This is a genomic window from Aquisalimonas sp. APHAB1-3 (genome assembly GCF_048323695.1).
Classification (GTDB): Bacteria; Pseudomonadota; Gammaproteobacteria; order Nitrococcales; family Aquisalimonadaceae; genus Aquisalimonas.
This window is the reverse complement of record NZ_JBLWFT010000002.1, coordinates 177,183-202,001: the sequence shown is the minus strand read 5'-3', so window position 1 is coordinate 202,001 and position 24,819 is coordinate 177,183. Positions and strand designations below refer to the sequence as shown.

The 24,819-nt window shown below is 68.1% G+C and carries 23 protein-coding genes; 16 read left to right on the top strand and 7 right to left on the bottom strand.

Annotated features, from left to right (window positions below):
- Nucleotides 1-57: 57 nt before the first annotated feature.
- From ACNSTU_RS06155 to sohB, 5 genes are all read left to right on the top strand, one after another.
- A complete protein-coding gene (locus ACNSTU_RS06155) occupies nucleotides 58-1,386 on the top strand; it encodes an NAD(P)/FAD-dependent oxidoreductase (protein ID WP_290637540.1) in 1,329 nt (442 codons plus the stop codon).
- Nucleotides 1,383-2,150 carry a DUF1365 domain-containing protein gene (locus ACNSTU_RS06150; protein ID WP_290633684.1) on the top strand — a complete coding sequence of 256 codons (768 nt, stop codon included), beginning with the start codon at nucleotides 1,383-1,385 and terminating at the stop codon, nucleotides 2,148-2,150. The genes ACNSTU_RS06155 and ACNSTU_RS06150 overlap by 4 nt, the downstream gene beginning before the upstream one ends.
- On the top strand, nucleotides 2,150-3,391 hold the full coding sequence (locus ACNSTU_RS06145; protein ID WP_290633683.1) for an SAM-dependent methyltransferase: 1,242 nt from the start codon (nucleotides 2,150-2,152) through the stop codon (nucleotides 3,389-3,391). Before ACNSTU_RS06150 ends, ACNSTU_RS06145 begins: the two co-directional genes overlap by 1 nt.
- Nucleotides 3,388-4,698 (top strand): MFS transporter, encoded by a 1,311-nt coding sequence (locus tag ACNSTU_RS06140; RefSeq protein WP_290633682.1) that lies wholly within the window; start codon nucleotides 3,388-3,390, stop codon nucleotides 4,696-4,698. The genes ACNSTU_RS06145 and ACNSTU_RS06140 overlap by 4 nt, the downstream gene beginning before the upstream one ends.
- 63 nt (nucleotides 4,699-4,761) lie before the next feature.
- A complete protein-coding gene (sohB, locus tag ACNSTU_RS06135; RefSeq protein ID WP_290637542.1) occupies nucleotides 4,762-5,775 on the top strand; it encodes a protease SohB in 1,014 nt (337 codons plus the stop codon).
- Between the two features lie 2 nt (nucleotides 5,776-5,777).
- On the opposite strand, the gene ACNSTU_RS06130 is transcribed toward sohB, so the two are convergent.
- Nucleotides 5,778-6,014 carry a sulfurtransferase TusA family protein gene (locus ACNSTU_RS06130; RefSeq protein WP_290633680.1) on the bottom strand — a complete coding sequence of 79 codons (237 nt, stop codon included), beginning with the start codon at nucleotides 6,012-6,014 and terminating at the stop codon, nucleotides 5,778-5,780.
- A 100-nt stretch (nucleotides 6,015-6,114) separates the two neighbouring features.
- On the opposite strand from ACNSTU_RS06130, the gene ACNSTU_RS06125 reads away from it, so the two are divergent.
- Nucleotides 6,115-6,279: a hypothetical protein gene (locus ACNSTU_RS06125; RefSeq protein WP_290633679.1), complete on the top strand. Its 165-nt coding sequence runs from the start codon at nucleotides 6,115-6,117 to the stop codon at nucleotides 6,277-6,279.
- A gap of 23 nt (nucleotides 6,280-6,302) precedes the next feature.
- On the opposite strand, the gene ACNSTU_RS06120 is transcribed toward ACNSTU_RS06125, so the two are convergent.
- Together ACNSTU_RS06120 and ACNSTU_RS06115 are read right to left on the bottom strand one after the other, a co-directional pair.
- The gene (locus ACNSTU_RS06120; RefSeq protein ID WP_290633678.1) at nucleotides 6,303-7,196 is read right to left on the bottom strand and encodes an alpha/beta fold hydrolase; all 894 of its coding nucleotides are present in this window, start codon (nucleotides 7,194-7,196) and stop codon (nucleotides 6,303-6,305) included.
- Nucleotides 7,189-7,938: an SDR family NAD(P)-dependent oxidoreductase gene (locus ACNSTU_RS06115; protein ID WP_290633677.1), complete on the bottom strand. Its 750-nt coding sequence runs from the start codon at nucleotides 7,936-7,938 to the stop codon at nucleotides 7,189-7,191. Before ACNSTU_RS06115 ends, ACNSTU_RS06120 begins: the two co-directional genes overlap by 8 nt.
- Before the next feature lie 215 nt (nucleotides 7,939-8,153).
- Here ACNSTU_RS06115 and ACNSTU_RS06110 point away from each other — a divergent pair, with 215 nt between their 5' ends.
- The 4 genes from ACNSTU_RS06110 to ACNSTU_RS06095 all read left to right on the top strand — a co-directional run bounded on the left by ACNSTU_RS06110 (nucleotide 8,154) and on the right by ACNSTU_RS06095 (nucleotide 15,083).
- Complete coding sequence (locus ACNSTU_RS06110; RefSeq protein ID WP_290633676.1) at nucleotides 8,154-10,052, top strand: propionyl-CoA synthetase; 1,899 nt, start codon at nucleotides 8,154-8,156, stop codon at nucleotides 10,050-10,052.
- An 18-nt stretch (nucleotides 10,053-10,070) separates the two neighbouring features.
- Nucleotides 10,071-12,740, top strand: a complete 2,670-nt coding sequence (locus tag ACNSTU_RS06105) for a bifunctional acetate--CoA ligase family protein/GNAT family N-acetyltransferase (protein WP_290637544.1) — start codon at nucleotides 10,071-10,073, stop codon at nucleotides 12,738-12,740.
- A gap of 104 nt (nucleotides 12,741-12,844) precedes the next feature.
- A complete protein-coding gene (locus tag ACNSTU_RS06100; protein ID WP_418212174.1) occupies nucleotides 12,845-14,398 on the top strand; it encodes a PAS domain-containing methyl-accepting chemotaxis protein in 1,554 nt (517 codons plus the stop codon).
- A 118-nt stretch (nucleotides 14,399-14,516) separates the two neighbouring features.
- Nucleotides 14,517-15,083, top strand: coding sequence for a DUF2726 domain-containing protein (locus ACNSTU_RS06095; RefSeq protein ID WP_290637548.1), 567 nt, complete (start codon nucleotides 14,517-14,519; stop codon nucleotides 15,081-15,083).
- Nucleotides 15,084-15,096: 13 nt separating this feature from the next.
- Here the strand turns inward: ACNSTU_RS06095 and ACNSTU_RS06090 are convergent, their stop codons facing one another.
- A complete protein-coding gene (locus tag ACNSTU_RS06090; protein WP_290633694.1) occupies nucleotides 15,097-16,050 on the bottom strand; it encodes a 2-hydroxyacid dehydrogenase in 954 nt (317 codons plus the stop codon).
- 104 nt (nucleotides 16,051-16,154) lie between these two features.
- Here ACNSTU_RS06090 and dusB point away from each other — a divergent pair, with 104 nt between their 5' ends.
- Nucleotides 16,155-17,129, top strand: a complete 975-nt coding sequence (gene dusB, locus ACNSTU_RS06085; protein ID WP_290633695.1) for a tRNA dihydrouridine synthase DusB — start codon at nucleotides 16,155-16,157, stop codon at nucleotides 17,127-17,129.
- A 7-nt stretch (nucleotides 17,130-17,136) separates the two neighbouring features.
- Here dusB and ACNSTU_RS06080 read toward each other — a convergent pair whose 3' ends face one another.
- Nucleotides 17,137-18,036 carry a DMT family transporter gene (locus tag ACNSTU_RS06080; RefSeq protein WP_290633696.1) on the bottom strand — a complete coding sequence of 300 codons (900 nt, stop codon included), beginning with the start codon at nucleotides 18,034-18,036 and terminating at the stop codon, nucleotides 17,137-17,139.
- 152 nt (nucleotides 18,037-18,188) lie between these two features.
- On the opposite strand from ACNSTU_RS06080, the gene ACNSTU_RS06075 reads away from it, so the two are divergent.
- The 3 genes from ACNSTU_RS06075 (at nucleotide 18,189) to lipA (ending at nucleotide 20,311) form a co-directional block, all read left to right on the top strand.
- Nucleotides 18,189-18,881, top strand: a complete 693-nt coding sequence (locus ACNSTU_RS06075; protein ID WP_290637556.1) for a molecular chaperone DnaJ — start codon at nucleotides 18,189-18,191, stop codon at nucleotides 18,879-18,881.
- Nucleotides 18,878-19,201 carry a hypothetical protein gene (locus ACNSTU_RS06070; RefSeq protein ID WP_290633698.1) on the top strand — a complete coding sequence of 108 codons (324 nt, stop codon included), beginning with the start codon at nucleotides 18,878-18,880 and terminating at the stop codon, nucleotides 19,199-19,201. Before ACNSTU_RS06075 ends, ACNSTU_RS06070 begins: the two co-directional genes overlap by 4 nt.
- A 105-nt stretch (nucleotides 19,202-19,306) precedes the next feature.
- On the top strand, nucleotides 19,307-20,311 hold the full coding sequence (gene lipA, locus ACNSTU_RS06065) for a lipoyl synthase (RefSeq protein ID WP_418212173.1): 1,005 nt from the start codon (nucleotides 19,307-19,309) through the stop codon (nucleotides 20,309-20,311).
- A gap of 201 nt (nucleotides 20,312-20,512) precedes the next feature.
- Here lipA and ACNSTU_RS06060 read toward each other — a convergent pair whose 3' ends face one another.
- Nucleotides 20,513-21,907, bottom strand: coding sequence for a PhoH family protein (locus ACNSTU_RS06060; protein WP_290630310.1), 1,395 nt, complete (start codon nucleotides 21,905-21,907; stop codon nucleotides 20,513-20,515).
- Nucleotides 21,908-21,998: 91 nt separating this feature from the next.
- Entirely contained in the window at nucleotides 21,999-22,580 is a 582-nt protein-coding gene (locus ACNSTU_RS06055; RefSeq protein WP_290630308.1) for a chalcone isomerase family protein, read from the bottom strand.
- A gap of 160 nt (nucleotides 22,581-22,740) precedes the next feature.
- Here ACNSTU_RS06055 and ACNSTU_RS06050 point away from each other — a divergent pair, with 160 nt between their 5' ends.
- Together ACNSTU_RS06050 and ACNSTU_RS06045 are read left to right on the top strand one after the other, a co-directional pair.
- Nucleotides 22,741-23,544 carry a metallophosphoesterase gene (locus ACNSTU_RS06050; RefSeq protein WP_418212172.1) on the top strand — a complete coding sequence of 268 codons (804 nt, stop codon included), beginning with the start codon at nucleotides 22,741-22,743 and terminating at the stop codon, nucleotides 23,542-23,544.
- Nucleotides 23,545-23,598: 54 nt separating this feature from the next.
- Nucleotides 23,599-24,813 (top strand): PQQ-dependent sugar dehydrogenase, encoded by a 1,215-nt coding sequence (locus ACNSTU_RS06045; protein WP_290630304.1) that lies wholly within the window; start codon nucleotides 23,599-23,601, stop codon nucleotides 24,811-24,813.
- The last annotated feature ends 6 nt before the right edge of the window (nucleotides 24,814-24,819 follow it).

Here is a 24,819-nt window from a genome sequence, read left to right as displayed (position 1 = left end):
CTTTCTCATGCCGAAAATTACTATACAATAGCGATACAAACACTTCACGAGTCAGCCATGAGCGGAAAACGGATTGCAGTCATCGGTGGCGGCATCAGCGGCCTGGGCGCGGCGTGGCTGCTCTCGAAGGAGCACCACGTCACACTGTTCGAGTACAATGACTATGTTGGCGGTCACACGCATACGCAGGAGATTCCCGGGCCGACGGGGGCGGTGGCGGTGGATACCGGGTTCATTGTCTACAACGAGCCCAATTACCCGCTGCTCACCGGCCTGTTCCGCCACCTGGGCGTAACCACCCACGGCAGTGACATGTCGTTCGCCTTCCGCTCGGCCGACGGCCGGCTGGAGTGGGCAGGTGACCGCCTCGACAAGCTGTTCGCGCAACGGAGGAACATCGTCAGCCCGTCCTTCCTCCGCATGGTTCGGGACATCATCCGATTCAACCGGCGTGCTCACCGCTACCTGGACGCACCCGGCGCCGACGATCTCACCCTGGCGCAGTTCCTGAACGACATGCGCGCCTCCCGCGAACTGCGGGAGCAGTATCTGCTGCCCATGGCGGCGGCCATCTGGTCCTGCCCCCAGGCGGAGATGCTGCGGTTCCCGGCACGGCGATTCCTGCAGTTCTTCCGCAACCACGGGCTGATCGACCTGGCCAACCGGCCGCAATGGCGGACAGTGACCGGTGGCGGCCGGGAGTACGTCCGCCGGCTGGTGCCGGAGATCAGCGGCGGCTGCCACGCGGGCACGCCGGTGCGCCGGGTGACGCGCCGCGACGACGGCGTCGAGCTCCACTCGGACCGGGAGCTGCTCGGTCGCTTCGATGAGGTGGTACTGGCGACCCACGCCGACCAGGCCCTCGCGATGATCGACTCTCCCACGGCCGACGAGCACGCGCTGCTGGGCGCATTCGGCTACCAGGAGAACGTCGCCTGGCTGCACCGGGATGAGACCGTCATGCCGCGGCTGCGCCGGATCTGGGCAAGCTGGAACTACCAGGGCGGCAGCGCCGGCGGACCGGCATCGGTCTCCTACTGGATGAACCGGCTGCAGCAGTTACCCACGGACGAGAACATCTTCGTCACCCTGAACCCGGAGACGCCCCCCGCCCCGGATCGCACACACGCCCGCATGGTCTACGATCATCCGGTCTTCGACGCCGGCGCGGTGCAGGCTCAGGGGATGTTCAATCGCATTCAGGGACGCGATCGGCTCTGGTTCTGCGGCAGCTATCTGGGCTACGGTTTCCATGAGGATGGACTGCGCTCGGGCGCGAACGTCGCCTCGGCGTTCGGTATCGACCCACCGTGGATCAAGGCCCAGGCAGATGCGCCCGTCGCCGTGGCACCACCAGAGGCACAACCGGAGTGGCAGACCCCATGACCACCGCACCCGGGACGCTTTACACCGGGGCCGTGATGCACCGGCGCTACGGTCAGCCGGGCAGCGCATTCCGCTACCGGCTGTTCGGCGTGCTGCTGGACATCGACCGGATCGACGAGGCTGTTGCCGGGCTGCGGCTGTTCTCCCGCAACCGGTTCAACCTGTTCAGCTTCCATGACCGCGACCACGGCCCGCGGGACGCCAGCGCCCTGCGTCCCTGGATCGACAGCGTGCTCGCCAGGGCCAACATCGACCTCCAGGGCGGAGCGGTGCTGCTTTACTGCATGCCCCGAATGCTCGGCTACGGATTCAATCCGCTGAGCCTGTGGTACTGCCACCGACGGGACGGGGCGCTGCTGGCCGTGCTGTGCGAGGTGCGCAACACATTCGGTGAGTGGCACGGCTACCTGCTGCACGACGGCGGTGTGCCCATGCGCAAGCCGGTACGCTCCCGCGCCAGCAAGTGCTTCCACGTCTCGCCCTTCTTCCCGGTCAGCGGCGAATACCGGTTCCGCCTGACGCCCCCCGAGGAGACGTTCGCGACCACGATCCATTACCACGACCAGGGGGCCCTGCGTCTGGCGGCGGTGCAGCAAGGTGAGCGCCGCCCGCTCAACGACACAGAACTCCTGCGCGCCGGCTGGCGGCACCCCTTCATGACCCTGAAAGTCATGGCCACCATTCACTGGCAGGCACTGAAGATCTGGCTGCGTGGCGCTCGCTTTCACCGCAAGCCGGAGCGACCGTCGGAGGACATCACCTGATGGCATGGGACAAATCCATGACCGAGACGGCCCGGAATCTGCCCGGGCTCAGCGGACGCTATTTCAGCACCGTGCTCAACCGGCTCGCCCGGGGCACGCTGGAGGTGGAATTCCCGGACGGCAGCAGCCAGACCTTCGGCAACACCGACGGGATCCGGGCCGATTTCCGCGTGCATCGCCCGTGGCGAACCCTGATGCGCCTGCGCACCCATGGCGCACTCGGGCTTGCCGAGGGCTATCTCGCCGGCGACTGGCACACCAGCGACCTCACCGCGCTGCTGCAGTTGCTGGGCGAGAACGATGCCGTATTCGGCGGTGCCTCCCGCCCTAGTGCCCTGGCGCTGCTGGCGATGCGCCTGCGCCACCGCCTGCGCGCCAATACGCGCCGGGGCAGTCGGCGCAACATCGCCGCGCACTACGACCTGGGCAACGATTTCTACCGCGAGTGGCTCGATCCGAGCATGACCTACTCCGCCGCACTGTTCGGTGACACGCCCGTGCCGCAGACGGAGAGCTACACCCTGGAGCAGGCACAGCAGCAGAAGTACCAGCGCATTCTGGAACAACTGGACGCCCCCTCCGGCAGCCACCTGCTGGAGATCGGCTGCGGTTGGGGCGGCTTCGGCCGTGCCGCCGCCAGCGCCGGCCACCGGGTCACCGGCCTGAGCCTGTCCCGCCGGCAGCTGGACTGGGCAGAGGAGCGCAGCCGGGCCGCGGGCCTGCAGGGCGCGCTCACTTACCGTTACCGGGATTACCGGGAAGAGACGGGGCAGTACGACCACGCGGTCTCCATCGAGATGTTCGAGGCCGTGGGCGAACGGTACTGGCCGGAGTACTTCGACACCCTGGCCCGCTGCCTGAAGCCGGGAGGGCGCGCCGCACTGCAGGTCATCACCATCGACGAGGCGGCGTATCCGCTGTACCGGGAAACCCCGGACTTCATCCAGCTCTACATCTTCCCCGGCGGCATGCTGCCGACCCGGGGACATCTACAGCGCATGGCCTCGGCGGCGGGGCTGAGGCTGCGGGCCATGGCGCCGTTCGGGCTCCACTACGCCGAGACCCTGCGGCTTTGGCAGGAGCGCTTCGACGCCCACGCCGCGTCCATCGGTGCACTGGGCTACGACACGCATTTCATGCGCATGTGGCGCTACTACCTGAGCTACTGTGAAGCCGGATTTCGCATGGGCCATATCGATCTGGTGCAGTTCGTACTGGAGCGCCCGGGGCACGGTGCATGACACCTGTCTCCCGGAGCCGGGTGCTGCTGTACGGCCTGCCCGGGCTGCCTCTGGCCATTCTCGGCATCCCGCTGTATGTCTATCTGCCGCCCTTCTACGCAGAGACTCTGGGCGTGGGCGCCGTCGGCGTTCTGCTGCTGGTGGCACGGCTGTGGGATGTGGTCACCGACCCGGTGGTAGGCGGTCTGGGCGACCGGATCCGCAATCGCTTCGGCCGCCGCAAGACCCTGATCCTCGTCGGTGTGCCGCTGCTGATGTTCGGTGTTGATCAGCTGTTCCGGCCGCCGGGGGATGCCGGCATGCTGCATCTGCTGTTCTGGAGCTTCGTCACCTACCTGGCGTGGACCCTGGTAGCGCTGCCCTACAGCGCCTGGGGTGCCGAACTCAGCCGCGACTACAATCAGCGCTCAAGCATCACCGGCAGCCGCGAGGGGTTCGTTCTCGCGGGCATGCTGATCGCCATCGTGCTGCCGGCCATCACGCTGTCCGACCCGGAAGAGTCCGCCGGCGCGGCGCTGGAGCAGCTTGCGTGGCTGCTGTGGCTGAGTCTGCCGCTGGCGATTCTGATCACGCTGATCGCCGTTCCCGAGCCGCGCAACACACTGGCCCCGGTGCCGTGGCGGCAGGGGCTCCAGCTCCTGCGCGAACATACACCGTTCCTGCGGCTGCTGGTGGCCTACATCCTCAACGGCCTCGCCAACGCGCTGCCGGCGACCCTGTTCCTGCTGTTCGCCCAGCACGTGCTGCAGGCGGAGGGCCTGGCCGGCGTCATGCTGGTGGTCTACTTCGTCTCCGGACTCGCCGGCATCCCGCTGTGGCTCTGGCTGGCGCGGCGCATCGGCAAACACCGCGCCTGGGCCCTGTCCATGCTGTGGGCGGCGGCCATCTTCGCCTGGGTGCCACTGCTCGGGCCGGGTGATGCATGGCTGTTCATCATCATCTGCCTGCTTTCGGGGCTGAGCCTCGGCGTCGACATGGCGCTGCCTGCCTCCATCCAGGCCGACCTCGTGGACGTGGACACGGCGCGTGGCGGCGGACAGAGGACGGGCCTGTTCTTCGGCCTCTGGGGCATGGCGACCAAGCTGGCCCTGGCCCTCGCCGTGGGCCTGGCCTACCCGCTCCTGGGGCTGGCCGGATTCGAGGCCAACACCAGCGCCCCGGAGGGCGTGTGGGCCCTGTCACTGCTCTACGGTCTGGCACCGATTCCGTTCAAGATCGCCGCGGTCTGGCTGGTGTGGCACTTTCCGGTGGATCGGGCTGTCCAGCAGAAGACAGTGCGTGAAGTGGAGGCGATGGAGTCCGCCTGATCGCTGCGCCCGAAGGGCATGTGGCTATAATGGCGCCGATCACTCAAGCCGGATGGAGGACCAATGGCGTTTGTCTACGAGTACGGGATGTTTCTCGCCAAGGCATTGACCGTCGTCGTCAGCATACTGATCGTGCTGGCCGGCATCAGTGCCGTAGCCGGCCGGGATCGGCAGCAGGGCCGGGAATCCCTGCGCGTGCGCAAGCTCAACGACCGCTACCGGGACATGCGCCGCACCCTGGGCAACGCCATGGCGGAACACAAGTTCCTCCAGCGCTTTCGCCGCTCCGGAAAGAAGACCGACGCCGAGCATCCGGATCAGGATGAAAGACCCGCCCAGGGCCCCGGGCACCGGGTCTTTCTGCTGCGGTTCGAGGGCGATATCCGCGCTTCCCGGGTGGAGAATCTGCGCGAGGAGGTCACCGCGGTGCTGACACAGGCGCGTCCGGGCCAGGATGAAGTGGTGCTGTGTCTGGAGAGCGCCGGCGGGCTGGTGCACAGTTACGGCCTGGCCGCATCGCAGCTCACCCGCCTGCGCGACCGCGGCATCCGCCTCACGGCGGCCGTGGACCGGGTTGCGGCCAGCGGCGGCTACCTCATGGCCAGCGTCGCCGACCGAATCATTGCTGCCCCCTTCGCGGTGGTGGGATCCATCGGCGTGGTGGCACAACTGCCCAATATTCACCGGCTTCTGAAACGCCACGATGTGGACGTGGAGATGCACACCGCCGGGCAGCACAAACGCACGCTCACGACCCTGGGGGAGAACACCCATGCAGGGCGGCGGAAATTCCAGCAGGAACTCGACGAAACCCACGGACTGTTCAAGCAATTCGTGCACCGCTACCGCCCGGCGCTCGACCTCGAGCGGGTCGCCACCGGTGAGCACTGGTACGGGGAACAGGCAGTAGCGCTGAACCTGGTGGACGCGTTGCAGACCAGTGATGATCTGCTCATGGCCAAGGCCGAGGAGGCGGACGTGTTCGAGGTCACGTTCCGGCGAAAGCAGCCCATTACCAAGCGGATCACGCTCGGCATCGAGACCGCTCTGGAGCGGCTGCTGCGGGGAGGCCCCTGACTCTAGTCGGCCTTCTCGACCAGGAAGTAATAGACCCCGTCGGTGTCCCAGTAGTCCACCATGCGATTGGCGGTCTTATCCGTGAACGCCAGGAAATCGATGACCGCGTGCGGATCGGTGGCCATGACCCGCAGCACCTGGCCGGCGTCCATGCGCACCAGCTCCCGCTTGGTCCGCAGGATCGGCAGAGGGCAGTTGAGGCCGGTCACATCGAGTTCGCGATCAAAATGGCTGGTCATGGCTCTTCCACAGGACAGGGTATGACTGCGCCGGAGACGATATCACGTGGCGCGGCGTCTTCGGTTATACTCCCGCGCCGGATCACACATGGAGACGACCATGAGCGACAACAAGCCGGAGCACGATGAGGATCCCCGTTCCTACACCGACAAGCAGGTTCTCGAGGAGCACCCCCGGGAACAGGTGGAGCGCTGGCGCCGGGAGGCCCACGAGAAGCACCAGCGCTGGATGGAGGTCATGAAGAACGACTACGGCAAGCACTGAGCCGGCCGACGCGAGCGCGGCCGTCAGGCGCCGTCCTCCAGAAACGCGTCCAGCTCCGCGGCCAGAGCTTCGGGCTGATCGTGATGGATCATGTGCCCGGCGCCCTCCACGTGCACCGGCCGGCCACCGGCCACCGCCCGTCGCCGCTCCAGCTCCTCCCAGCCGCCGAACCACGACAGCGTGCGCGACTCCAGCCCCACCAGCCAAAGCACGGGCGCAGTGATCTGGCGCCAGCACGCCTCGGCCTCCTCCAGCCGGTAGAGGACCGGATTACCGCGTTTGTGGCCAGGGTCGGCCCGTAACTGCCATCCCCCATCATCGGCCCGTCGCAGCCAGCAACCGGCAACGAACAGCGCCCGTTCATGGGTCAGGTGCGGGTGGCGCTCCATCAGCCGCTCGGCGAACGCTCCCGGAGACTCCGGCGTCTGCAGCGTCGGCGGCTGCTGCCACTGATCCAGCCAGCGCGCATAGTTCTCGGGGGCGTCCGCGGCACTGCGGGCGCGTGCACCAAACCCCTCCACCAGCGCCAGGCGCCGGATGCGCTCGGGCCGCACGCCGGCGTACAACCCGGCCACGTTGCCACCCATGCTGTGGCCCACCAGGTCCACCGGCTCCTCGCCGGCAACGGCGTCCAGCAGGGCGTCGAGATCCGCCAGGTAATCCGGGAAGTAGTACCCGCCCGGCACCCACTGGGAGTCGCCGAACCCGCGCCAGTCCGGCGCGATGACCCGCCGCTCGCCAGCGAGGGCGTCCACCAGGAACTGCCACGTGAGCCCGGTATCCATCCAGCCGTGCAGAAGGATCAGCGGCCGCCCCGTCTCCGGCCCCCAGCAGTGCAGGTGATAGTCCACTCCCCTTAGCGCGACTCGCTCGGCACGGGCCAGGCGCCGTGACTGATAGGCTCCGGCGTCAGCCACCCCAGCGCTCCCGGTGCGCGGGGTCGGTGAACGACCACTCCTCGGCGCTGAAGGTGTCGTCATCCACTTCGGTCAGCAGCCAGGTGATGAAGCGCGCCACATCGGACGGGCTCTCCAGCTGTCCGGTGGCGTGCAGGTCCATGAATCGCTGCACCATGGGGAAGCGCTCCGGCGGCTGCTCGCGGATGAGTGACTGCATGGGCGTATCCACGACCCCGGGCCGCATGCTGCCCACGGCGATGCCGCGGTCGCGCAGCTCGTCACGGAGCACCTGATAGAGCATGTGCAGCGCCGCCTTGCTGGTGCAGTAGCTGCCCCAGCCGGCATAGCCGTGATGGGCGGCGCCGGACGACATGTGTAGAACGCGGCCTCCGTCCTGCAGATTGTTCAACAACGCCTGGGTCAGAAACAGCGGCGCCTCGACGTTGACCGCCTGGGCCAGCCGCCAGTCCTCCAGCCGCACTCCCGCCAGCGGGCCGATGGGGGTGAGCACGCCGGCGTTGTGCACCAGCGCCGCCAGGCTGTCGTCCCCGATGGCACTGACCAGCTCCTCGCGGCCGGACTCCGTTGCCAGGTCGGCGCTGACCGTGGTGATCTGTTTCGGCGCCATGGCGCGCGTCTCGTGCAGCGCCTCCGGCCGCCGCCCCACGACGATGACCTCCATTCCCAGCTGTGTCAGTTCCCGGCAGATCGCCTGCCCGAGGCCGCTGCCCCCTCCTGTCACTACTGCCCGTTGCGCCACGTCGTCCTCCCGCTAGCCTTGCCCTGTGGGGCAATCCACCGCTCGGCACCGTCAGCGCCACAGCGATCACCCCGAAAGGCTCAGTTGATGATAAGTTGGCATGAGCGCAGTGGTTGCTGCCGCACCTGCGCCCAACAACAGCACGATCACGAGCATAACAAAGCAGGCAGCCGCAGTGGGTGATCCGCATTCCGCTCGGCACAGGAGGAGGAGACATGAGTTACGCATCGCTGTACCAGCGTTCCATCGAATCGCCGGAGACGTTCTGGCGCGAACAGGCCGCGGAGCTTGAGTGGTTCCGGCAGCCGGAGCAGATCCTCAGCCACCAGGACGGACTCTATCGCTGGTTCCAGGGTGGCGAACTCAACATGTCGCACCTGGCACTGGACGTCCACGTCAACAACGGCCGGGGCGAGCAGACGGCCATCATCCACGACTCACCGGTTACCGAGAGCCAGCAGCGCTACACCTACCGCGAGCTGCGGGACGCCGTCGCCCGCTGTGCCGGCGCGCTGCGGGACCTTGGCGTCGGCAAGGGCGACCGGGTCGTGATCTACATGCCCATGATCCCCGAGGCGCTGATCGCCATGCTCGGCTGTGCCCGCCTGGGCGCCATCCACGCCGTGGTCTTCGGTGGATTCTCGCCCCACGAGCTGGCGGTCCGCATCGACGACGCGGGACCGAAGGCGATTCTCACCGCGAGCTGCGGCCTGGAGTTCAGCCGTGTCATTCCCTATAAGCCGTTGGTGGACGAGGCCATCAACAAGGCCCACCACAAGCCTCAGGCAGTAGTCGTCAAGGCCCGGCCGCAGGCGGAGGCGAGCCTGGAGCCCGGCCGCGACCACGACTGGGACACCCTGACCGGCGCAGCCGCGCCGGCGGACCCGGTGCCAGTGGACGCCACCCACCCGCTGTACATCCTCCACACCTCCGGCACCACCGGAAAACCGAAGGGGGTGCTCCGTGATACCGGTGGCTACGCGGTGGCGCTGAACCTCAGCATGCGCACCGTCTACAACCTGGACCCGGGCGACGTCTTCTGGACCGCCTCCGACGTGGGCTGGGTGGTCGGTCACTCCTATATCGTCTATGGCCCGCTGGTCCGCGGCTGCACCTCGGTGGTGTACGAGGGCAAACCGGTGAAGACCCCGGACGCCGGCGCATTCTGGCGCGTCATCAGCGAACACCGGGTCAAGACCTTCTTTACCGCGCCCACCGCCTTTCGCGCCGTCAAGAAGGAGGACCCGGACGCGGCTCTCATGGCGAAGTACGACCTGAGCTCGCTGGAGGCCCTGTTCCTGGCCGGCGAACGCCTGGATCCGCCCACTTACGACTGGCTCAAGTCCATCAGTGGCGGCCGCCCCGTGGTCGACCACTGGTGGCAGACGGAGACCGGCTGGCCCATCGCCTCCAACCCCATGGGGGTGGAGCCGCACCCCGAGAAACCCGGTTCCGCGACTTTTCCCAGCCCGGGCTACCAGGTGGAGATCCTCGATCCCAACGGTGACCCGCTGGGGCGCGGCGAGCAGGGGCACATCGCCATCCGCCTGCCGCTACCTCCCGGCTGTCTGCCCACCCTGTGGCAGGATGACGCCCGCTTTCGGTCGTCTTACCTGGAGCGATTCCCGGGCTACTACGACACCTCCGACGGCGGCTACATCGATGACGACGGCTACCTGTTCGTCATGGGCCGCATGGACGACGTGATCAACGTGGCCGGTCACCGGCTCTCCACGGGCGAAATGGAGGAGATCATCGGCGGTCACGACGCGGTGGCCGAATGCGCCGTGGTGGGCATTGCGGACGAGCTCAAGGGCGAGATGCCCATCGGCTTCGTGGTGCTCAAGGACGGCACCGACATCGACCACGCCACCCTGGAGCAGGACCTGGTCGACCGGGTGCGCAACAACATCGGCGCGTTCGCCTGTCTGCGACGCGTTGCCATCGTGCAGAAACTGCCCAAAACCCGCTCGGGCAAGATCCTGCGCAAGAGCATCCGCCAGCTGTCCACGGAAGACGACGTACCGGTGCCCTCCACCATCGACGACCCGAGCAGCCTGGAGGACATCCGCGGCGCCATGGAAGCGCACCGTATCGGACGCTACGACGGATAGCGGCGGCCGGGGGGCCCCATGGGCACGCACTACCTGGAGCGTTTCTTCCACCCTGACAGCGTCGCCGTCATCGGCGCCAGCGAAACCGTGGGCTCGGTGGGCCAGCAGGTAATGGACAACCTGCTGGACGGCGACTTCCAGGGCAGCATCCTGCCGGTGAACCCGAGTCACCGCAGCGTGCGCGGCCGCGCCTGCGTCGACCGTGTCACCAGCCTTGACACCGTGCCCGACCTGGCGGTGATCTGCGTGCCGCCGCGCCACATCCACCGGGTGGTGAAGGACTGCGGCCAGCACGGCATCCGCGCGGCGCTGATCCTCGCCGCCGGGCTCGGCGACCCGGGCACAGGCGTCAAGCGCCTGGAGCGGGAGGTCATGGCCACGGCGCGGCGGTACGGCATCCGCGTTATCGGCCCCGACTGGGTGGGGCTCATGCGCCCGCCACTGGGCCTGAACGCCACCTTCTCCCGTAACCGCGCCACGGCCGGCCAGCTCGCCCTGGTCTCCCAGTCGGGCGCCCTGACCTCGGCGGTTCTGGACTGGGCCGAGAGCCGCCGGGTGGGCTTCTCCGCCGTGTGCTCCCTGGGCGACACCACCGATGTGGACTTCGGCGATGTCCTGGACTATCTGGCGCTGGACCAGGACACCCGCAGCATCCTGCTCTACGTGGAAACCATCACCGATGCCCGGCGCTTCATGAGCGGCCTGCGGGCGGCGGCGCGGCTCAAGCCCGTAATCGTCATGAAAGTGGGCCGGCAACAGGAAGGCTATCGCGCGGCCACCTCCCACACCGGCGCACTGGTGGGCGAAGACGACGCCTTCGACGCCGCCCTGGGGCGGGCCGGCGCCGTGCGCGTACCGACCATCGGCCAGCTGTTCGCCGCAGCGGAGCTGCTGGCCAGCGGCCGGCGCCTGGGCGGCGATCGCATCGCGGTGATCAGTAACGGTGGCGGCCCGGCCATCATCGCCACCGACCTGCTGGTGGAGCGCGACCTGCGGCTGGCGGACCTGGCTTCGGACACAGTGACGGCACTGGACCGCAGCCTGCCGGCGCGCTGGCCCCGCCACAACCCGGTGGACATTCTCGGCGACGCCGACGCCGCACGCTACAGCGACAGCCTGACGGCGTGCCTGGACGACCGCGGCGTGGATGGGGCGCTGGTGATTCTCACCCCCCAGGCGCGCACCGATCCGGACGCCGTGGCAGAGGCCCTGTGCGAGACCCGCGCCGGCCGCAAACCGGTGCTCGCCTGCTGGATGGGGGGCACCCGTATCCGCGCGGCGCGGGAACGTTTCACGGCCGCGGGCTTTCCGAACTTCGCCACCCCGGAGAATGCCACCGAGGCGCTCTCGGCCTTGTCCCGCTACCGCCGCAGCCAGGCTCTGCTGATGCAGGTCCCGGAGGCGTCCGGGACCCGCTCCGAGCCGGACCTGGACACGGCCCGGCGCATCATTGCCGAAGCGCTCCGGCGCGGCCAGTCGCGGCTGACCCCGCACCAGTCCAAGGCGGTGCTGGCCGCGTTCCACATCCCGGTGACTCGCACACTGGTGGCCCGATCACCGCAGGACGCCCGCGCTGCGGCGGAACAACTGGGGCTGCCGGTGGCGGTCAAGGTCAATGCGCCGGAGATCGCCCACAAGGCGGCAGCGGATGGCGTGCGCCTGAACGTGCTCAACGGCGAGGCGGTGGAAGCCGCCTACGCCGACATCATGGCCGCCGCCGCGCGCGCCCGCCCCGACGTCACGCCGGACGGGGTCTCCGTTGAGCCCATGCACACGCCGCGCAACGGCAAGGAGGTCATGCTCGGCGTGGTCCGCGACCCGGTGTTCGGCCCGGTGATCAGCTTCGGCGCCGGCGGCTCCATGGTAGAGGTCATCCGCGACCGGGCCGTGTCGCTGCCGCCGCTCAACGACTTTCTTGTCCGCGACCTGATGACCCGCACACGGGTCGGCCGGCATCTGCAGCTGGATCGGGACAGTCCGTTGCGAGCCGAGCTCGAGCACGCGCTGCTGCGCCTTTCTGATCTGGTCTGCCTGCTGCCCCAGGTCACCGATGTGGACATCAACCCGGTGATCGCCGACGCCACCGGCATGATCGCCGTCGACGCCCGGCTGCACATCCGCGACAGCGACAGCGATGGCTACGGGCACATGGCCATCATGCCCTACCCCCGACACCTGGAAACCCGGGAGAGCCTGCCGGACGGCAGCACCGTCACCGTCCGACCCATCCGCCCGGAAGACGCGGAGATGGAAGAGGCGTTCATCCAGGGGCTGTCGGCGCGCTCCCGCTACTACCGCTTCATGGATCACATGGGCCAGGTCAGCCTGCCCATGCTGGTGCGCTTCACGCAGATCGACTATGACCGGGAGATGGCGCTGGTGGCCGTGGACGACGGTGGCGAGACCCACCGCCAGGTCGGCGTGGCGCGCTACGTCATCAACCCGGACGGGACCAGCTGCGAGTTCGCCATCGCCATCGCCGACGACTGGCAGGGGCGCGGGCTCGGGCGGCGACTGATGGAGCGGCTCATGGCCACGGCCCGGGCGCGGGGACTGATGCGTATCGAGGGCCAGGTGCTGTCCGCCAACCGCGGCATGCTCGCGCTCATGGAGCGGCTGGGCTTCCTGCGCCACCGCGCCCCCGACGACTATCGGGTCGTCCAGGTGGAGCGCAACCTGACCGATTAACCCGAGATCGCTTATGATAATTTATCGCCCGCTACGCCTAAAGAGATAGCCGCCGACGCCGATACCCCGGCCAAAGGCGACACCGACAGCGATCGAGGACACCCATGCGCGAGAACCACCCCGTCACCGGGAAAGAACGCACCTTCGACCCAGAATCCCGGCTGATCAGCACCACGACGCTCAAGGGCGTAATCGAGCATGTGAACGACGACTTCTGCACCGTGGCCGGGTTCGAGCGGGACGAACTCATCGGCCAGGCACACAACATCATTCGCCACCCGGACATGCCGCCCGCGGTGTTCGCGGATTTCTGGGCCACTCTGGAAGCCGGGCAACCGTGGATGGGGGTGGTCAAGAACCGCTGCAAGAACGGCGACCACTACTGGGTGACCGCCTACGTGGCACCGCTCTATCAGAACGGCCGCATGGTCGGCTACCAGTCCGTGCGCACCTCCCCGGACCGCGACCTGGTAGCGCGGGCCGAGCAGCTGTACGCAAGCATGTGGCGCAGCGGCCAATGGCGCTTGCCCCGCCTGAACCAGACCGGGCTCACCGCCCTCGGTCTGGGTGCCGCAGTGGCCGGCGGTTTCGGCGCTGCCAGCATCGGCAGCGCCGCCGGCCTGGCCGCCGTTGCAGGGCTTTTGGCCCTGACCTGGCCCACCGCTGGACTGATCAATTACCGGCTCCGGCAGGCCCGCCGGGCCGCCGAGGCGGTCTACGATAACGCCGTCGGCCGGCAGGTGTACGGTGGCGGCCATGACGAGGCCGCCCAGGTTCTGCTGAGCCTCGCCATGCACCAGGCGCGGGAGCGCACGCTCCTGGGACGCGTGGGCGACTTCACCGCGAGGCTGCAGAAGGCCGGCCACGACACCGAGACCAGCGCAGCGCGCAGCGGCGCCGCCATCGACTCCCAGCAGGACGAAACGGGCCAGGTCGCAACGGCCATGAACGAGATGTCGTCAACCGTGGCGGAGGTCTCCAGCAATACCAGCCACGCCGCGACGCAGGCCAACTCCGCTCACGAACAGGCTGGCGACTGCCACCGGGTCACCGAGGAGACGGCGGCGGCTATGGCAACTCTGGCCGCGGAGACCGAGGGCGCCAGTCGGGCGATCCAGGAGCTGGTGCAGGAGACCGACGGCATCCACTCCATTCTGGACACCATCCGCGGCATCTCCGAGCAGACCAATCTGCTGGCCCTGAATGCCGCCATCGAGGCGGCCCGCGCCGGCGAGAGCGGTCGGGGATTCTCGGTGGTGGCCGAGGAGGTGCGCAAACTCTCGGCGCGCACCGGCGAAGCCACTGGCGAGATCGACGCAGTCCTGGGCCGGGTCAAGGAGGGGGCCGCGGCGGCGGGCACGGTCATGGCCCGCGGTCAGGCCTCCAGCGAGGAAGTCCGCGGCCTCACCAGCCAGGCCGGCGAGGCCGCCCGGGGCGTGCTCAATGCGGTCCAGGAGATCAGCGATCTCAACACCCAGATCGCCAGCAGTGCCGAGGAGCAGTCGGCCACCGCCGAGGAGATCAACCGCAACATCACCCGCATCAACGAGCGTTTCGCCGAGACCAGCGACGCGGCGGGTACCGCGCGGGAAACGGCGGAGGAGCTGATCACCATGGTCAACGACCTGGATAACCTGGTACGGGAGTACCGGGTGTAACAACTCCCGGCATGCGCGGCGGGCTTGAAAGACATGGCGCCGGACAGCATATCTGCAACGACGTCCGGCCGGTGCCCGGCGCGGGCCGGCTGCCGTTCATGCTGACTGAAGAGCCGTCATGGAAACGTTCATCATCCCGGGCGCGTTCACGCTGCTGCTGATCCTGCTGTTCGTAATCGGCTGGAACGCGCGCCGCCGCAAGCTGACGCCGACCGTCAGCGTCCGCGCTCAGCCACTGCTGGAGGGCAACCAGCGCCAGCTCTATCGCATCCTGCGGGCGGGCCTGCCGAACCACCATGTGATGGCACGTGTCCCGTTCAGCGCCTTTCTCGCACCGCGCAACGGCAGTGGGCGGCGGGGCCCCGCCCTGCACACCATGCTGGCGGATTTCGTGATCTGCGACAGCAGTTTTCAGGTGGTGGCGGTGGTTGAGCTGACCACCAACGTACACCCGGGAGATCGGGACAGCCTGCTCCGGGATGCCGCCCTGCCACTGGTGCGCTGGGCACCCGATGCACTGCCGGATGCCAGCGAGGTGCGCGAGACCATCAACGACCTGGAATCGCTGCAGGCCATGAGCGAGCGGGTCGCCGCCGATGCCGAGACCGACAACGATCCGGACCCGGCGCGGGTGCGCCGGTCGCGGGGGGCCAGCGCCGCACGGCGCCGCGAACCCCGACTGTAAGCGCCGGCCCGCGTCACACCACCTGGCGCAGGTCACCACCCCCGGCGAACGCATGGATGTTCTCCGTGAGCTGCCCGACAATCCGCTGCCTGGCCTCGCGGCTGCCCCAGGCGGAGTGAGGCGTGATGATCAGGTTGGGAATGGACGGGTCCAGCAGGACGTTACCGTTGCACGGCGGCTCCTCGGTGAGCACATCGAAACCGGCGCCGCCGATCTGCCGATCACGCAGCGCATCCGCCAGCGCCTCCTCGTCCACCAGGCCGCCCCGGGCGGTGTTGATCAGCAGTGCATGGGACGGCATGCGGGCGAGCTCCGCGGCGCCGATCAGCCCGCGGGTGGCGTCGGTCAGCGGGCAGTGCAGGGACACCACATCCGCCCGCGCGAGCAGCTCATCCAGCGGCACACGGTCGGGATCGGCAGGGCCGCCCGGCCGCTGCGCCACCAGCACGGTCATGCCGAACGCCCCCGCCAGCTCCGCTACGCGCCCGCCCAGCGTACCGAGCCCGATCAGCCCCAGGGTACGGCCAGCGAGCTCCATGATCGGGTAGTCCAGCAGACAGAACTGGGTACTGCGTCCCCAGTCGCCCCGGGACACGGCACGCTGGTAGTCCGGCATGCGGGTCGCCAGGGCGAGCATCAGGCCGATGGCGTGCTGGGCCACGGAGTCGGTACCGTAACCGCGACAGTTGGCGACCCGAATGCCCTGCTCGCGCGCCGCATCCAGATCCACATTGTTGACGCCCGTGGCCGCGATGCAGATGAGCTTCAGATCCGGTAGCTGCGACAGGTGCTCACGGCCCAGCACCACCTTGTTGACGATGGCAATCGTGGCGCCCTGCAGGCGTTCCACCACCTCGCCGGGATGGGTACGCTCGTAACTGGTGAGGCCGGCGACGGCCCCCTCCAGCGGCGCCATGTCCAGGTCGCTCCGATCCAGGGATTCTCGGTCCAGAAACACCGCATGCATGGTCATTCTCCCAGCGAATCAAGGAATTGGTCGCCCTGCCGGGCCTTTGCCGATAACAGCCGCTTGCGTATGATGCCGGTTTCAGCCACACCCGGAAACCGGCGATGCGGATCGGCAACCATGCACTGAACGGCAAGGTGGTACTGGCTCCCATGGCGGGCGTCACGGACCGCCCGTTCCGCCTGTTGTGCCGCGAGCACGGTGCGGCACTGGCCGCCTCCGAGATGGTGCACGCCAGTCCGGCGCTGCGCGACAGCCGCAAGAGCCGCCTGCGCGCGGACCACCGGGGCGAGCCATCGCCACGGGTGGTGCAGATCGCGGGGCCGGATCCGGCCATGCTCGCCGAGGCCGCGCAGTACAACGCCGCCAATGGCGCCGAGATCATCGACATCAACATGGGCTGCCCGGCCAAGAAGGTGTGCAACCGCCAGGCGGGCTCGGCGCTGCTGGCCGACGAGGCCCTGGTGGCCTCGATTCTCGACGCGGTGGTGGCCGCGGTGGATATCCCGGTCACGCTGAAGATCCGTACCGGCCCCACTGCCGACAATCGCAACGGTGTCCGCATCGCCCGCATGGCGGAGCGCGCGGGCATCGCCGCCCTGGCGGTGCACGGCCGCACGCGGGAGGCGCTCTACCGCGGGGAGGCGGAGTACGACACCATCCGGGCAATCCGGCAGGCCACGTCGCTGCCCCTGTTCGCCAACGGAGACATCGACACCCCGGAGAAGGCCGACCGGGTGCTGGACCACACCGGCGCCGACGGCGTCATGATCGGCCGGGCGGCCCAGGGACGCCCCTGGATCTTCCGGGAGATCCAGCACTTCCTGGAGACCGGGCGGCACCTGCCGGCGCCGGACGCCACCACCGTCCGCACGCTGATGCTGGATCACCTGCGCGCCCTGCACGCGTTCTACGGGGATCATCAGGGCGTGCGCATCGCCCGCAAGCACATCGGCTGGTATCTCGCCGGCCGCCCGGACGGCGAGGCGGCCCGGCGGGCGTTGGTGGCCATCACCGACCCGCAGGAGCAGCTCGCGCGCACCGCCGCCTATTTTGACCGCACCCCGGCTGCGGCCTGAAGCACGGTCACGCGCCGCTGCGGCGCTGGTGGCGCAGGCCGATCCACGAATGCACGGCCAGGGTCGTCAGCAGCAGCCCGCCGCCCAGCAGGGTCAGGCCCGGCGGCTCCTCGCCCAGAACGGCCCAGACCCAGAACGTCCCGAGCACGGTCTCCACCAGCAGGAACAGCGACACTTCCGCCGACGGCAGATAGCGGGTCGCCTCGCCCAGCAGTCCGAGCGCCAGCGGCATCTGCACCAGCCCCATCACCGCCAGCGCCGCAACACCGGCCAGTGGCACAGCCAGTGGGTCGGCAAACGGCAACGCCACCAGGCAGGCGAACAGACCACCGCCGGCAACCGCAGCCATGCGGTCGACGCCCGGCGAGCGCCGCAGGATGGTCAGGTTGCCTCCGGTCACCATGGCCGCACACAGGGCGAACAGGTCCCCCAGCCAGCCACCGAAGCCGACGGAACCGCCGAACACCAGCACGATGCCCACACCGCACAGCGCCATGGCGACCCACGTGCGCGCCGGCACCCACTCGCGCAGGAAAATGCCGGAGAAAAGGGCGGCGAACAGCGGCGCGGCAGTGAGAATCACCACCACGTTCGCGGCACGGGTATTCATGATGGCCAGTACGAACAGGATCAGGCTGAGCCCGAAACCGACACTGGTGAACCACCCCGGCGGGCCAGCATCCCGCACGGCCTGCCAACTCCAGCGCCGGCGCCAGATGCGCAGCACAAGCGTCAGCGCCACGGCCATCAGCAGCCCGCGCCAGAAGATCACAACGGCGCTGTCGGCCAGGGCGAGGCGCACGAGCAGGGCATCGAAGCTGAGGGCGGTCACACCCGCCAGCGCCAGCAGAGTGCCGCGCCGGTGATTCAGGGCGCGCCCTCCGGATTGAGCGGACGTGACGGACATGAATACCTCCCTGCAGAACCAGGCCGGTAGCGTACTAGACTTTCCCGGGCAACCCACCTCCCTCTTGCATCCATCCGCAGCCACCGCACAATAAGCCGTTGCAAAGGGCTTGCGCGCGCGGCCCTGTACCGGACCAGCCCACGGGAGTCATCTTGATCCAGTTCGTCATCGCCGCGGGCCTGCTCGGGCTCGTGGTCTACATGCTGCTGCCGGAGCACCGTCGCAGACAGTGGGGCCGCAAGGCGCTCCTCTGGGGCGCTGCCGGCTTTCTGCTCCTGATGCTGGTGACCGGACGGCTGCACTGGCTGTTTGCGATCATCGCCGCCCTGTTCCCCATGGCGCAACGGCTGCTGCCCCTGATCCGCGCCTGGCCCTGGGTGAGACGGCTGCTGGGCGGAGGAGGAAGCGGCACCGGCGGGACGGCGGCCGGTGACAGCGACCTGCGGGGCCGGTTGCTGAGCCTGACCCTGGGCGACGGCCAGGACATGGACGGCGTCGTGCACGCGGGCCGCTGGAAGGGGCGCCGCCTGAGCGCCCTGAGCCTGGAAGAACTGCGGGAACTGAACCAGTACTGCGAGAAGCGGGATCCGGCATCGGCCGCACTGCTGCGCGCCTACCTGGACCGCCGCCACGGCGGTGAATGGCGCACCACCGGTCACGCACCCGGCGACCCCATGACCCGGGAGGAGGCGTGCGCCATCCTGGCCGTGCCGGCCGACGCCGACGCGGCAACAATCACTGCCGCGCATCGGCGGCTGATGCAGCGCCTGCATCCGGATCGCGGCGGCTCCGACTACCTGGCGAGCCGCATCAACGCAGCCAAGAAACGCCTGCTGGGGTCATGACCACGGACGACGCACCGCCGGCGCCGGTGTGCGCCCTGTGCGGGCGTGCGGAGCGGCTGACGCGACACCATCTCATTCCGCGTGCGCGCCACCGCAACCGGCGCACGCGTCGCCAGTTCTCGCTCGCGGAACTGCAATCCCGGGTCATCCCGGTCTGCCGCCCCTGCCACAATCACATTCACCGCACGCTCACGGAAAAGCAGCTGGAGCGCGATTACAACACCCTGGACGCACTGCTGGCGCATCCGGAGATCCAGCGCTTCACCCGCTGGATCGCCGCGCGGCCCGTGGGGTTCAAGCCCAAGTCACCGCAACGCTGAGCGGCCACCTCGTCTCGGCCGGCAACGCTGCACGTCGCGGCAGTCATTTGTAACCGCCACGGCCCTGCGTCACACTATGGCGACGCCCGAACACCGGAGCATTGCATGAGCCGACTGAAGGATATTCCCGTCGTTGTCAGCGGATCGAAATTCCGCACCGAGCAGGGTTTCAGCGCGATCAAGAACGGCGTCAAACAGCGGCGCGACACCGCGCCGGTTCCGCGTGGCGACAAGCCGCCGTGGCTGCGCGCGCAGGTGCCTACAGGCAAGGGTTACGCCGACGTGAAGCGCAACGTGCGTGAGCACCGCCTCAGCACCGTTTGCGAAGAATCCATGTGCCCGAACATCGGTGAGTGCTGGAACGCCGGCACCGCCACCATCATGCTCATGGGCTCGGTCTGCACGCGGGCGTGTCGCTTCTGCGCCGTGGACACCGGCAACCCCGGCGGCTGGCTGGACTACGACGAGCCTGCCAATACCGCAGATTCCGTCCATATCATGGGCCTGAACTATGTCGTCCTGACCTCCGTGGACCGGGACGATCTGCCCGACGGCGGCGCCCAGCACTACGCCGACTGCGTGCGCGCCGTGCGGGAGAAGAATCCGGAGACCGCCGTCGAGGTGCTCACCCCGGACTTCGGCGGGCGCGCCGCGGACGTGGAGAAGGTGGTGGATTCCGGCATCGCGGTGTTCGCCCAGAACGTCGAGACGGTCCGCCGGCTCACTCATCCGGTGCGCGACCCGCGCGCTTCCTACGAGCAGACCCTGGAGGTGCTGGCCCACGCCAAGCGCCACCGTCCCGACGTCCTCACCAAGACCAGTCTCATGCTCGGTCTGGGTGAGACCGACGACGAGATCGACGCCACCATGAACGACCTGCGCGCCGCCAACGTGGACATCGTCACCTTCGGCCAGTACCTGCGCCCGACAATGAACCACCTGCCGGTGGAGCGCTACGTCACGCCGGAGCAGTTCGAGGAATACCGCCAGATGGGTCTGGCCAAGGGCTTCCTGGAAGTGGTGTCCGGGCCGCTGGTGCGCTCCAGCTACCGTGCCGAGCGGGTGCTGGAGAAGAACAACGTGGGGCTTGGCGACAAGGAATCGGCGTAGTGCACGGGTCGTGGTGGACCTGAAGGTCCACCCTACGTGTTGGGTTTGTCGTGTCGGGGTTGGCCGGCCCGCCGGTGGACCTGAAGGTCCACCCTACGGTTGCCGCGGCTCCTGATCTGTAGACGGACGTAGGGTGGATCTTCAGATCCACCATCGAGACACGACCCCGCCGGCAACGCGCAACCGCGGCGCCCCCGCCCATTACAGCAGCTCCTCCGCCTGCAGTGCCAGACGCGAGCGCTCCACGTCCTGCAGGGTGACGTGGGCCGCATGCGGCCAGCGGCGGAACCGCTGCACCAGATAGGTGAGCCCGCAGGTGGTCTCCGTTAGATAGGGGCTGTCGATCTGGCGCACGTTACCGAGGCAGATGATCTTCGTCCCCCGCCCCGCGCGCGTGACCAGGCTCTTGATCTGCTTGGGCGAGAGGTTCTGCGCTTCGTCGATGATCAGGAACGTGTCGTTGAATGTCCTGCCGCGCATGAACACCGGCGACCGGAACAGGATCCGCCCCGCCAGCATGTCCTTGCCGGCGGCGGCGCTCCAGCTGTCCTCGGCGCGCAGGAGCTCCTCCAGGTTGTCCTGAATGCCGCCCATCCACGGCGCCATCTTCTCCTCTTCCGTACCGGGCAGAAAGCCGATGTTCTCGCCCATGGGCACCGCTTCGCGGGTGACGATGATTCGCTCGAAACGGCGGTCTTCGTAAACCTGATGCAGCCCGGCGGCGAGCGCCATGTACGTCTTGCCGGTTCCGGCCGGGCCGGCAATGGTCACCAGATCGATGGACGGGTCCAGAAGAATGTTGAGGCCGAAGTTCTGCCGCGCATTGCGGGCCGCCACGCCCCAGATCCCACCGCGGTCGCCGCGGTGGTTGCGGCAGACTTCCAGTAGTGCGGTCTCGCCGTCGTTGTCACGCACCACCGCCTCGAAGCCGCCCTGCTCCGTCTCGCAGAGCAGCATCCCGGGGTGCCAGTCCGCAACCGCGGGCCCGGTGACGCGGTAGTAACTGCGCCCCCCCTCCTGCCACGACTCCACCTGCGCATCCAACGTGTCCCAGAACCCGCTGCCCGCAACGTGGACGCCTGCGGCCATGGCGTCGATGTCGTCGAGCACCTGGTCGTTGCGGTAGTCCTCGACGGGGATGCCCAGGGCGGCGCACTTCACGCGCAGGTTCACGTCCTTGCTGACCAGCACCACCAACTCGTCCGTGCGCGTCCGCTGCGCTTCACGGAGCTCGGCGATGATGCGATTGTCGGCGGACTGTTCGCTGAGCCCGGGCACCCCCGCCCCGGACTCGGGCAACAGGAAGTAGAGGCGGCCGACGGGCAGCTCCGGGTCCGGTGGCTCGCCCACCGGCACCCCGTCGGCGACGGCGTTCTGATCCACACGATCCAGCAGGGCGCCGAGATTGCGGGTCGCCTGGCGGGCGCTGCGGGACGTATCGGTGGTGCCGCTCTTGAGCTTGTCCAGTTCCTCCAGCACCGTCATCGGAATGAGGACGCTGTGCTCCTTGAACTTGTAAGGGGCCGCCGGGTCGTGGATCAGGACGTTCGTGTCGAGCACGTAGGCACGGCGCTCGCGCCGGTCACTGTCAGCCATCTCACCTCCTTGCCTCGATCGGCCACTGCGGGTCACTCCAGCATAAGCGGCCCACGATGACAGGTCGATGACCGGCAAGCGTCGGCCGATGTCATCGCTTGCCGAACAGCAGCTCGTCCCTGAGGCTGGTGGACAGGGCGTCATCGCGCAGCCAGATGCCGAGATAGGCGCGGGCGAAGTCCTCACCGGATTCCGTGCCCTGGAGCTCGCCGTTGAGGTACAGCCGTGACTCCTCGCCCTCGGGCCGATACGCGTAGACGTATTGATCCCCGTCGCCGACGTCCTCGTATAGCGCGTTGAAGCGCTCGAACCGCTCCATGAGCGCATCCCGCTCCGACTCGGAGTACTGATCCTCCAGCACGACGCGGGTGGCCTCCCGGATGTCGTCGGCGCCTACGTTACGCAGGTAGGTAATCTCCAGGCGCCGGGGCACGTTGCTGTCCAGCAGGTCCTCGGGCGCCACATCCTCCGGCCCGTAAAGGGCGGCCACGTAGACGCGGAAGATGCGGGCATAACGGGCAACGCCGTGACCGAACAGCGTCAGCCGCTCACCGTCGACCTCCGTCTCCCGGGGAATATCGACGCCCTGGCTGGTAACCGACTCCGCCGCCACGGGTCCGGTGAGCAGCAGCGCCACCAGGGCAGCAGTGACAAACAACCGTGATGACGTCATGGGACTGTCCTTTTGCAAGCGGGTGGAAGGGCACTGGAATCCGGCAATTAATTATACAAGCTGTTTACTTTTTATATACACACAGTAACCCATGGAACCCGGGTGGCCACGGCGTGGTCCGCAGGGTGTACGATCACGGCCACAGGGACGCACCCGATTCATGCCCGCCACACCGGACAAGCTGCCTCAACAACAGGGCAGCGACGAGATTCGCATCCGCCACCTGCCCGGCAACACCGCTGGTCGTGATCTGGTGGTTGGTGATCTGCACGGCTGCCGCGCACTGCTCGACCAGGCGCTGCACGCCCTGGAGTTCAACCCGGCGACAGACCGCTTGCTGTCGGTAGGCGACCTGGTGGATCGCGGCCCGGACTCGCCGGCCTGCCTGGGGCTGCTGCTCGAACCCTGGTTCCATGCCGTCACCGGAAACCACGAAGCCATGCTAGTGGCACGCTTTCTTTCGGACGACCGCGACCTCAGCGCCAGGGACATGCACCAGGCCAATGGAGGCAGCTGGTTTCACGGTCCCGGGCACGTGGCGTCGGACCCGGACTTGGCAACCCTTCTGCAGCGGGCCGCAGCGCTCCCTCACCTGCTGGTCGTCGGGACCGGCCGGGAACGCTATCATCTGGTTCATGCGGAACTGCCGGCTGGCCGGAACACGCCGGTGGTTACCGATGCAGAGATCGACGCCGGGCTGCCCGGAGTGGCGCTGGATCCACTGATATGGACCCGACAGCTCATGTCCGGCTGGGCCCCGGGTGTACCACGCAGCCAGCGCGGACTTTCGACAACCTATTGCGGTCACACCCCGGAGCCGAAAGTCAGGCGACGGCGATCCCACGTCTGCCTGGATACAGGGGCCTGTTTCGGTGTCGTGAATCCGGGGGATGGCGACTACGCCCTGTCCATCGTCGAACGGACCGGGCGCGACTGCGAGCGCGTTCACCGCTTCGCCACCTGAACGGCTGACATCGGGAACACGCCGGTGTCGGCAGCGGGCGCGCCGGGAGGGGAAATGACAAGAACATCCGGGATGATTCCCATCGTGCTGGTGTGCCTGGCGCTGTCCAGCGCCGCAGGCGATGAACCGGACCGCTGCGGCGAGCAGGACGACAGCGAACTGTCACTGCCAGACGGGTTCTGCGCCCAGGAAGTGGCCTCGGGTCTGGGGCCGCTGGGACAGATGGCGGTCACCGGCGAGGGGGACGTCTACGCCGCGGTGCAGGATACTGAAGACAGGCACGGGGGCATTGTTGGCCTGCGTGACACCACGGATGACGGCGTGCTGGACGAGCAGGTCACGTTCGGGGAGCGGGGCGCCACCGGCCTCGCTCTGCAAGACGACCGCCTGTATGTCAGTGAGCGCCAAAGGATTCTCAGCTCGCCGCTGCATCCGACCCGCCTCGGCCCGGGCGATACACCGCGGGTGATCGCCCACGACCTGGCGGACAGCGCGCGCCCCCGCGCCCTGGTTGTCCGGGAGGACGTACTCTACGTCGGCATCGCGGCGGATACCCGGTACTGCGAGGCAGACGAAGGCGACGCCGCAGGCCAGGACCCCTGCCAGGAGCGCGAGCGCGCCGGCGGGATATGGCGCTTCGCCACCCGTGAGACAGGTCAGAGCCCGAACCGGGAGACGCGGTTCGCCGCCGGGATCCGGGATGCCACCGCCATGCACTGGAACGCCCGCGATGATTACCTCTACGCCGTCGACACGACGCCGCCGGCCAATGACGCGGACGGCGCGTCGGCAAACGCGGTGCTCCGAGTGCAGGCAAATAGCGATTTCGGCTGGCCGTACTGCATTTTCAGCGCCGCACTGGACCGCTATCTGCAGACCATTGCCTATGGCGGCGATGGCATGAGCGAACAGGGCTGCACGCCGTTCCAGCAGCCGTTGCACCCACTGTCAGGCGGGACAGGGCCAACAGCGCTGCTGTTCTACGGAGGCCACCAGTTCCCGGAAACCTATCGGCGTGCGGCATTCCTCGCGTTCAACGGCAGCGGCGGTGCCGATGCGGAAGCGCGGGTGGACCTTGTGCCGCTGGACGAGAAGGGCCACCCCGCAGGCAGCCAGAAGCGGTTTGCGGCCGGCTTCGCCGATGGTGACGGCTCCAGCCCGCAGCGCATGCTGAGCCTGGCTCAGGGCCCCGACGGCAGCCTGTTCATCTCCGACGGCCAGAACGGCACGATCTGGCGCGTGGAATACCACGGCGGCAATGACGACTGAACGCCT